The organism is Litoribrevibacter albus, assembly GCF_030159995.1.
GTDB lineage: Bacteria > Pseudomonadota > Gammaproteobacteria > Pseudomonadales > Litoribrevibacteraceae > Litoribrevibacter > Litoribrevibacter albus.
Genome location: NZ_BSNM01000013.1, coordinates 64,244 through 74,128, shown reverse-complemented (window position 1 = coordinate 74,128; position 9,885 = coordinate 64,244). Strand labels below are relative to the sequence as shown.

The window sequence follows — 9,885 nt, the reverse complement described above, 5'->3', positions numbered from 1 at the left end:
CGTGTCCCCGCAGGGTAGTAGTTGAGGTAGTCAGGCTTGTTTCAGTCGGCTGAAGGCAAGTGCCTGGTCTATCAGACCAAAACCACTAACATCCCTTTTCAACTGATCCGCCCAATCAACACCTTTTTCATCGGTATCGAGAATCGACGTTGGTGGTAACAGGTCGATAACGCGAATACCTTTAGGCGCTAAATTTGCCCGAAGGATTTCCGCCGCATTCTCCCCTGCTTTGTTTCTGTCTTTATCCACAAAATTCAGAATCGTATGCACGCCCTTTGGAGGAACGAACGATTGAAGTATTGTATTGGACAGGCCCGGCCAAACGGGAAACTGCTTAGCCTGATATACCGCGAGCGCAGTTTCCAGACCTTCAGAGACTCCCAAGTAACCGTTTTGTGGTGCAAACAACCGAATATGCCGCCCCTTACTGCGTTGATTCACAGAAGGCGTCATCTTCTTAGGTTTGTGAGTTTTGCCGAGATTTACCTTCAATCCACCTTTAGTGATGAACGTCCGATGTATCGCGACTGGCTCCCCCTCGTTATTGCGCACCAGGGACAGGACTGCTCCGAACTTACCGAGAACGTTGCCCTGTTTATCTTTGTAGTTAAGACAAGGATGAAACCGCACATCGTTGGCAGACAATGCAGCAGTATTCACCCAACGGTAACTGAAGTAAGCCCGAGCTGGATAAGCTGCAAGATCGGTCAAAGGCAATGCCTCTTTCCAAATCCTGTTCAGCCACTTGCGCAGACCCTCTTCATCTACAGGCTTAGGCTTTGGTAGATATTTCGGTCCAGCCTCGACAGGTTTATCACCCAACCAAGCTTCAAGTTCATCGTAGACCTTGGTAAAGGACCAATCATTTACCCACATGAGCATATCGATCCCTTCCGGGATAATACGCCATGACTGTTTTACTCCACCGCCTGTGTAGTTGGCGTCTTTGAAAAGCCTAAAACCGTCCGTTCCACCTTCAACCGGGCAAGGTACATTCGTACCGAGGTTGTCGATGGCCTGATCCAGTGCTGGCGCGAGTGCTTTGAAAGCAGCAAGCCAACGGCCTTCCATTCGGCGCTTCATTTCAGTTGAGTTTCGTTTCTTCATAGGTATCTCCCTCTGACAGTTTCACCACATTTTTCAGTTCCACTGTCAGCCAGTGAAACAAAGGGGCGAGGCCCCTTTATCAATGCACGGAATGAACGACTCGCTTGTACGGTACCCATTGCTCCATAACAAACTGATAGAACAGCTCTGTTACTCGCTCCGGGGTATAAACCGTGATTTGGCGAACCGGTGTACCGCGTGCATTTACCTGCTGATGTTTAATTACATTTTGTTGAGTATTAGACATGGTGTTTACCTTTCGTTGAGTGAGGGACACACCATGCCCATAGGGACACAGTGTTTATGTCCCAGGTTTGGGTTGAGTTAGCTCATGAACTTGCGTTTGTAGTAACGCAGCCAATCAAGCATCTTGTCGGGATCGACTCCACAAGCGAGGCAGCATTGGTTGAACGAGAACGGAAGCTCCCGATCTTCCGAAATAATCCACTCCCAGGCTTCATCAGATGGCTTACGTTTCTGGCCACCACGACTTTCACCAAAGGCAGATTTCACTGACTCGATTAGTAGGTTTTCCCGAAGGTACGGAATATCTTCATCGGTAAGGATCTTCTCCAGGTCACCCTCGAACTTTGTGTCGTTCTCAAGCGCCTCAAGCAAGTCCATCAATGACAGTTGCTCCATAGTGGACCTCCCGGTGTAGCGGGAAGACACACCTCACCCGTGCGGGGGAGATGTATCCCCGCAGGGTGTTGAGCGAAGCCATTAGTGCAGGTCGAGGAATTGGCCAGCAATCGTGAAAAGCGCTTTTTGAAGCTCCTTCACATCGTTGATCACAGACCACTTCTCGAAGTACTGACTAACCGCAGTTGAGCCGATACCAATTGCATAGGTATCAACGTGACCAGCAACAAGGTCGTTCAAATATCGAACTGCTCCCCCATTATTTGGGGCACCATCAGTGATGATGATAAGCACCTTGCGCTGACGCTTACTCGCCACTAACTCTCTGGCGGCATACAACATGGCTTCTGCCAATGGTGTACTGCCACTTGAGCAAACAGCGAATCGTCCCAGACCAGCACGAACAGGCTGACCACGATGCAGTATCGGACTGACCTCTCCACCAATACCCGGAAACATCGACGCAGCGATGTCACACTTCGGGATAGTGGATACAGCCAATGCCAAGGACACCGTGGCTTGATTTGCGACTTCCTGAATTCGATTCATGGAACCGCTGCAATCAAGCAGCACATGAACCGCAGTGTCAGGTCGTTGCATCTCCTCTCGCTGGATAAACACCCGCGAGTCGCCGGTTGGCAGTCTGGCCAGGCGTTTGCCGTCTACCCGCTTGCCTCTGGTATGTAACCATTGCTTTTGACGGGTTTGGGCTTGCAGCAGACCGAGCAGGCGCGACCGAATAGTTGAAGAGGCAAGAATGCCGGTTTTCAAACTACTGGTATCACCATGATTTCTGGCATCACTCCCCACGCTGGACGTATCAATGGCCACACGTTCTCCATCGTTGTCTTCACGGGCTTGATCTGCCAATTGCTCTCGTAGCTGCCCAACGGCATCCTCTGGCAGATTGGTCTCGTTAATGAGCCGCTCATGCAAAGAAGCACCGTTGCCACCTTGAGGTTGACCCTGATCACCGGACGAATCCGATGCACCTTGGGCCGACGATGACTGGTTTCCTGACCCAGTATCCTGAGCCTGGTTGCCGTTGCCATCACTGTCTGCGCTGGACTGCTGTGAGTCTCCTGTCCCCTGGTTAGCATCACCACCGTTCGATGAGTCTGCCTTTCCCGGTTGAGGTTGTGATTCGCCGTCACCACTTCCACCCGATCCACCAGCTTGTTGGCTTTGATCACCTTGCGATGAATCGCTGCTTTGCTGCTGTTGTTCCTGGTTTTGTTGCTGTTGGCGTTCCTCTTCTTCAGCATCCTTCAATGCCTTGAGTATGGCTCTCGCCAACTTCAGGCAGTCGTCGCTACAGGTTAAGTTGTCCAAGTGTTTTCCAAGCAAGCCATCCAAACGGACGAAAAAACCTACCGGAAATGTCTGTTCAACCACCCGTTGGCTTGACTCCGCCAGCGGAGTTGAAGCGTCCCGATGCAGCACCTCCGATCGCAAGCGATGTAAGAGGTACTGAAACAACTTCGTTGCTTCATTGTCTTCAGGCGTCGCGGGAGGACTCATGCCCTGCTCCACGATATAGCTCCACATGGCATTCAGCGTAAACTGAGTACCAGGAAACACTTCCTGAATGAGACGCTCGATCCTGATGTCCTCGATGAGGTTGGTACAGGATTTCTCCATCGGACTCTTACACTTTTTTAAGGTGTTGAAATCCGATGATCGAACGTGCGCAGCTTCGTGAGCGAGATAGCCAAACAACACTTCTCTCAAATCACTCATAGCGTTCAGCAAAGGCAAGTAAATGGTCTCGCCATCGGTGTATGCGTCCGTACCAGACAGCACAACATTGACACCGAACTGTTCGCCATAGGCAGCCGCAACAATAGGTAGAGCCCTTTCCAGGGCGGTTTGCAGTTTGTTCATACGAACCTCCCTAGAAGTAAGCCCCAGCCGTTATGGTGTGCGTTGTCACAGCCGCAGGTTGGGTTGATTTTGGTATGGTTGGCGCAGGTCCAGACGAGCTGGAAACCGTTACCGACCGTTTCATACCCTCTATGAGCTTGCTTACTGAAAATTGCCCATCAATGATTCGTTCAAGCTTGTCGCTGTCAGAACACATTGAAAGGAAGGTAAGCACTTGCCCAAATGTCGGGTGGTCCTGGTCAATCATTTCCATCGGAATGGCTTTTTGCAGAGCAAAAAACTCATTAAGTACCTTCAGAATGCGACCATTACCGAACGACAAGGTATCGAGTTTCTTGATAAGAGGATCGAGCTGCTCAGAGAGGTTCTTACCGCTGATTGACCGTTTCCGGTCCAACATGCGATCAGACATCTGTTTGCAGGTTAAACCCACCTCATGCAAGATCTGGTTCGCCACTTCATTTTCGTCAGGCTCGAAGCCTTCGAGTGGCTGTAGCTTGTAAAGCTTGATGGAGAATTCAAACGACTTTGACACCGTTTCCCGGTCAGGAACCTGGTCACGAATGATGTGTGCAAATTCGTCGTTCTCCGCGATCCACGCTTCTTTGTTCCGGTCGAAATCAGCAAGAAATACCTGCAACTCCGAATAGAACATTTCCTTGATGTCTTCGAGTTTGGCCAAAAGACCTTCTACAACATCATCGGGAACGGCAAAGCCGCCCATGAAACGTGTACCTTCAGCTAAACAAGCTCTTTCCGCCGCTTTACGCTTACTCATTAAAGGGTCGAGCGCCTTTGGTGGAAATATCTTCTTTCTGCCCAAATCGAGCAGTTTTTCTGGCGGCATTTTGCCGTCAGCGCCTAAGTGAATGTCGCTGTCTCGGGAGGCCTTTTTCTCTCCGCCCCAGCAGCGCATTTTCAAATGGACGAGTGTGGTCCCACGGATAAATTCCATGTGTATCTCCTTGTAGAGAAAGTGGTTGAGTTAGCTAGTTACCTAGCGAGATTGAGTGTTTGGCCCAAAGGCCAGAGGAGGTTGAGAGTAGGACGGTTGCCCATCCAGGTTGGCGACAGTCAGAAAAACGCGGCCTTTGTCTCTGTACGGATAACCGTCAGATCAATCGGAGCGTCAATACATCCCATCGCAATTGCTAATGGCTTGATGCCAGTTACTGAGGTGTAGTGAGAAAGGTTATGCTGTCCGGCTACGCCATCAACATATTCCTTCCAATCACCACTTGTCCGGTTACCAAACCATCCGTTGTGTTCAAACAACCCAATGGCATAGGAACGAACATAGTCCTCAATGTCCGCAAACCTCTCAGGGAGAAGCTCACTTCCATCATTAGCAATCTGCATGATTTCCGTAGATAACGGAGAACCTGCAACATCATTTAGGTAACGGCGTAGACCAAACAACAACAGAAGGGCCAAAGGCCCCTCCGTGTAGTCAGCACCACCGCTCTTTTTTCCGGCATATAAAGCTTTGTAAGTCGGGAGCTGAATTAACCGCTCTAACTCCTCATTGCTATGCTCGGAAACCAGTTGAATAGTGATATTCAGATAGTCACGAATCACATTCACAGGAACCTGATTGGACACCCGGTACCACAAGGCATCTGGTAACTCTTCGGATTCTTCAGTTGCCTGAAGAAAAGGAACAACCACGTTGTTTTCAACATCGATAGTGACGTTTTCCACTTCGCGATAACCCTTATCCAGCTTGCTTTGCATTAAAGCTGACCACGTTTTGTAGCCAACTTTCTTGCTTTGAAGCTTGGTTCCGCGTCTACCAAACCAAACGGTGTGCGAGTTATCCGCATTCGCTACTTTGTTGATAGCCCAGATCTTATCGGAGCTGCCATCCTGGTAATGAAGTACGACAAATTCATTGCTCATGCTGCCTCTCCCTGTTGCCAGGTTGAGCCAAACACGTCTCTAGCAATTTGCTCGATCGCAATCTTCTGTTCAGGTTCAGCCTTTGCAAGCAATGACTGATTCAAAGCATAAGCGAGCGCGTTAGGCGCATTGCGAAACACCAGGGTTAACTTTGCCCATCGGCACAAGGCACGAGTAGACATAGTAATGGTCAACGGCGTAGCCGATTCCTCTCCACCAATGAACAGCCTCCGGATCTGGTTCGCAACGCGAATCATATTCCGACGGATCTCTTCGGGAAGTTCTGGTGTTTTCTTTTGGAGGATCATCATTTCGACATCCTCGGTTGGATAATCAACTTCGACCACCCTGAATCGATCCATAAAGGCAATATCCAATTGGTTAACGCCTTGATACAGCCCGGTACTGTCTCCAGATCCCATGCTGTTGCCATTGGCAATGAATCGAAAGTTTTCATGTGCGCGAATCACCTCTCCTCCATTGGTTGCAATAACCAAGGGATGCCCTTCAAGGACATCATGCAGACCAGCAAGCTGACCAGGATCGGCACGGTCAATCTCGTTCAATATGAACAAGTGACCTTCACGCATGGCAACGGCTAAGGGTCCATGCAGGAATTGCATGGTGCCGTTGACAAGTTTCCAGGTACCAACCAGATCATCAAATTCCATACGACTGTGAGCCGTGAAGGACTGAACTGGCCAGCAAAGCCGAGCGGCTACCTGGTAGGGCAAGGTTGTTTTACCGGCACCGTAGTGACCAGAGAAATACAAACCATCGCCATCGGGGTCATCCAGAAAACTCAGGATGTCGCGCAAGGTTTCCCGACGAAACACATAGCCATCATCGCGGTTAGGCACATGAGGGTTCTGTGTGTCAGCAAAGCCTGCTGTGATGACCTCAGCGGGTACATCAAGGTTGAAAGTAGTGCGAACAGCTAAAGCTTGATCACGATGTGTCATGGATGTGCTCCTATTACATTGTGTTGAGGTATAAGTCACCCCAGCCAGAAGCACACCGACCACCCAGTAGGTGATGATGGCCTACTGGCGTGGTAAGACTTTAAATGTTGAGTAGGGATATACAGCCGCAGCCGTCGTGTCCGTTTCAATATCCGGAATAGACACTTATTTTGTCGTGCAAGCACGATCAAAATTCTGTGAAGACGATTTCGCCTTTCTTATAGCCACTCCGTTTCCAGAATGGACATAAGGAAGGCAGATACACAACGTATCCGCCTCGCCTCACATAGAGTAGTAAGGCGCAATACAAGATGCAGATTCTGATGACAGACTGCATCTCTATGCATGTATTGCCCACTTCCTTCGGAGCCGCCATTAAGCAGCCGACCGAAATATGAAACCATTCTCTGTGCTGTAGATTTCTTCAATGATTTCATCTTTAGCAACTTTCATCTGGTAGTCGTGATAGATACATATTCCATGACGCTTTGTGCGCACCACGGTCATATGGCAACCGCCGCATTCTGACATTTTGTCGGCTTGCGCGATCGCAACCGAAACGGCGGATTCTATTCGAGCACCAGCAACTGATTGCTGTACTTGTTCTTCAGTCATTACGAAATGTGTCATAGCGAATCTCCTAAATTTGATTGAATTTGAAGCCCACAGGCTCCCTAAAACGCTCTCAGCGAAAACGCTTTAGGGAAGCCTGCGAACCTCGCCTCCAATCAGGAGTACCCGCTATGTTTGGCTCCCTTGCTTACGGGCAAGAAAGCCGGAATTCTTGTCTGGTGTCCGATGGTGGACAAGTCAAATATTTGTACCCTGGGGCTACAAGCTCCCCAGGGCATCACACTTAAATTCACATATCAGAAGTAAGCAGATTTCACCGTAGTCACAACCTCACCAACATCCGTATTAACGAGTTCATCTTCAGACCTGCTGAAGCGAGACTCCTCACGAGACGCTTTGCGGTAGGACTCCAGTTCATCGGTTAGGTCTTTATCTGGGAACGTGTCCTTCAGATAAGCGCCATAATCGATACTGCCCTTCTTCATGAATCGGGTAACTTTCACGCCACCAATGTCCGCCTGCATAAACGGACCCATCAACGTGATCATTGCCTTCTGAATCCCCTTCTGCTCTTTTTCAAGAACTTTCAGTTCATCTTTAAGTGCTTGTATGCGATGGTGCTGCGTGCGCCATGCATCAGCATACGCATCCCACTTGAACTGCTGATCTCCAGATTCCGGTATATACCAGTCTCTTTCAGGATCAGGCTCAGGGGGCGTATTGGTTACTACGTGCTCCCAAAAGAGCTTTGCCGCCTCAAGGATTTCATTCTCCCTTTCAGGTGTTAACGTGACAGAAAAATCCAGGTCCTGACCGCCTTCTTTGTAAAAAATCAGGCGACCGGTTGTCGTCCCTGCAACCGCACATTGAGCATGGACTTGCGCCTCATACAATTTATACGTACTGGACTCGACACCTTTCTTTTCGATGTCATCCCACACCGATTCACTGGGGGCCTTGAACTCAAATGGTTGCATTGCTGAATCAAGCCCATCAAAGCTCGCACGCAACACATCCCATCGAGCGCATTCCCCACAGAGCGGAAGCAGAACCTCACCATAACGACCTTCGGCCAATTGGCGAGCTTCATCTTCAAGGCGAACACCACGTTTTACATTGGGGTTGTTGGATATATCAGGAGCATTAATACGCCCGACTTTTTCCGCCCAAAGTTGCCAACGTGTCTTGTATGGACTGAGCCCAAGGATGATCGGAATATCCGATGCCGTAACTCCCTTAGACCGCCATTGCAACCACTCGTCTGAACGCTGATTAAGATCAACTACTTTCATATTTGACATTACTGATTCCTCTAAATAGAGGTAATGCCATCTCCACTGGAGTAAGCATTACCCCAGTGGGTTGAGTGATAGATTGGTTAATCTCAGGCTGTTAAGGCTTGAGACTGAAGAGCTTTTGTCAGTGTTTTGGTTGAAGCACTGTCAGGTGTACTGCTGACCAGTTGACGACACAGTTGTGCGAACAGGTTTGCGTACAGCTCTGTGGGTAAATCAGCTACCGGGAAAGAAGGGCTTTGGTTCGCTCGCGCTTGCTCAGCCTTATAAATTCCGATGACACACCAGTAATCCGCTTTATCAGCTTCAGTATCTGGAATGTGCTGACCAGCGTGGACAGGGCAGATTTTGAAGGACTCAAAATCACGAAGCTGATCCACATTGTTGAAGTAGAACAGAGTTGTTCTGTAGTTAGAGTTGGAAGTGATCATTGCTATTCCTTGTAAAAAAAGGGGCAATGCACCTCCACTGGAGTAAGCATCACCCCAGCAGGTTGAGTGTTAGTTGAAATTAGGCGTTAACGATTTTCTGCTCGTGCATTTTCGCTTCAGACTCAGCCTTGGCCTTATCCAGTTCGCTATATGCAAAAGACAGTTCAGCAGGATTCTTGATCCGGCTTTCCATTAACTCCCGACACGCTTCAAAAGCATTTTGCTTAACCGCACGGTCTACCAGTTGTTTCACGGTATTCTGTACAGTAAGCGGTACTTCATCACGACTCGGCGGAGGTGGTAACATTCCTACAGTTGCCATATCTTTCGACAGGACGGCGAGGCCTTCTCCATTTTCCTCATTGAGGATCTGAAGGGCTTTAGCCAGTCGAGGCGTAGACTTGGGCCACCATTTGGAAGCACGCTTCACTACCGATTTCAGTTGCATCTGATCTTCCCAATCGACCCAAGGGCCAAGACCTTTTTTGAAGGCCTCTGAGACATCCCGAATCTTGTCCATGTCCGCTTTGGACATAGGCTCGACCAAGACACCACCAGAAGGAAGTTCCGCGATACAGTAGCCACCTCGAACGGCTCCTCTTTCCGTAGAAAAAGGGTCGCAGAAGTGGTCTGGTTTTTCGGCTGGACCTTTGTAGGTGAACTGATCTTTCTCATAGACAAGTTCAGCCTTGGCCCAGCGAATTGCACCCGTTTCAACACCGATAGTGATTAATCCCCGGTAGGAAATGTCGAGCATCACTTTCGGGTCTTCGTTCTTGCGTAATCGTCGCGGTACCAGATAGGCCAGACCCTGGTTAGGGTTCAGCGTCAATCCGACTGCCGCTACGTTGTACATCGCCAGGCGAAGACTCGATGGGTTTTTCTTGGCGACATCCAGCAAGTAGCTGTTATTCATCAAGAGTTGGGTGGCAAAGATCTGCTCCTGAAAGAAGTCCAGACCGGAACCAGAGAATTTGTCCTTGGCGGACTCAATTGCCTGGTGCCATTGGTTAGTGGGCTTTTGCGCCACTTGGTTTTGCGGTTGATTCATAGGATTGCTCCAGGTTGCTAGTTGAGTATGTGAGGTATAAT

General features: G+C 49.4%; 11 protein-coding genes. All 11 read right to left on the bottom strand.

Annotation, left to right across the window (positions count from 1 at the left end; genetic code table 11):
• Window positions 1-30 precede the first annotated feature (30 nt).
• Window positions 31-1,107 carry a DUF7146 domain-containing protein gene (locus QQL66_RS09890; RefSeq protein WP_284381087.1) on the bottom strand — a complete coding sequence of 359 codons (1,077 nt, stop codon included), beginning with the start codon at window positions 1,105-1,107 and terminating at the stop codon, window positions 31-33.
• A gap of 79 nt (window positions 1,108-1,186) precedes the next feature.
• On the bottom strand, window positions 1,187-1,354 hold the full coding sequence (locus QQL66_RS09885) for a hypothetical protein (RefSeq protein WP_004748864.1): 168 nt from the start codon (window positions 1,352-1,354) through the stop codon (window positions 1,187-1,189).
• Window positions 1,355-1,431: 77 nt separating this feature from the next.
• Window positions 1,432-1,749: a hypothetical protein gene (locus tag QQL66_RS09880; protein ID WP_004748863.1), complete on the bottom strand. Its 318-nt coding sequence runs from the start codon at window positions 1,747-1,749 to the stop codon at window positions 1,432-1,434.
• Window positions 1,750-1,830: 81 nt separating this feature from the next.
• Window positions 1,831-3,633, bottom strand: coding sequence for a cobaltochelatase CobT-related protein (locus tag QQL66_RS09875; RefSeq protein WP_284381086.1), 1,803 nt, complete (start codon window positions 3,631-3,633; stop codon window positions 1,831-1,833).
• Between the two features lie 10 nt (window positions 3,634-3,643).
• Window positions 3,644-4,588 (bottom strand): DUF3150 domain-containing protein, encoded by a 945-nt coding sequence (locus QQL66_RS09870; RefSeq protein WP_004748861.1) that lies wholly within the window; start codon window positions 4,586-4,588, stop codon window positions 3,644-3,646.
• Between the two features lie 119 nt (window positions 4,589-4,707).
• Window positions 4,708-5,532 carry a hypothetical protein gene (locus QQL66_RS09865; RefSeq protein ID WP_004748860.1) on the bottom strand — a complete coding sequence of 275 codons (825 nt, stop codon included), beginning with the start codon at window positions 5,530-5,532 and terminating at the stop codon, window positions 4,708-4,710.
• The gene (locus QQL66_RS09860; RefSeq protein ID WP_004748859.1) at window positions 5,529-6,494 is read right to left on the bottom strand and encodes an AAA family ATPase; all 966 of its coding nucleotides are present in this window, start codon (window positions 6,492-6,494) and stop codon (window positions 5,529-5,531) included. Before QQL66_RS09860 ends, QQL66_RS09865 begins: the two co-directional genes overlap by 4 nt.
• A 375-nt stretch (window positions 6,495-6,869) precedes the next feature.
• Window positions 6,870-7,124 (bottom strand): hypothetical protein, encoded by a 255-nt coding sequence (locus tag QQL66_RS09855; protein WP_004748858.1) that lies wholly within the window; start codon window positions 7,122-7,124, stop codon window positions 6,870-6,872.
• Between the two features lie 239 nt (window positions 7,125-7,363).
• Complete coding sequence (locus tag QQL66_RS09850) at window positions 7,364-8,368, bottom strand: YqaJ viral recombinase family nuclease (RefSeq protein ID WP_284381083.1); 1,005 nt, start codon at window positions 8,366-8,368, stop codon at window positions 7,364-7,366.
• Between the two features lie 83 nt (window positions 8,369-8,451).
• Window positions 8,452-8,793, bottom strand: coding sequence for a hypothetical protein (locus QQL66_RS09845; protein ID WP_004748856.1), 342 nt, complete (start codon window positions 8,791-8,793; stop codon window positions 8,452-8,454).
• A 79-nt stretch (window positions 8,794-8,872) separates the two neighbouring features.
• A complete protein-coding gene (locus QQL66_RS09840; protein ID WP_004748855.1) occupies window positions 8,873-9,844 on the bottom strand; it encodes a recombinase RecT in 972 nt (323 codons plus the stop codon).
• Window positions 9,845-9,885: the final 41 nt, after the last annotated feature.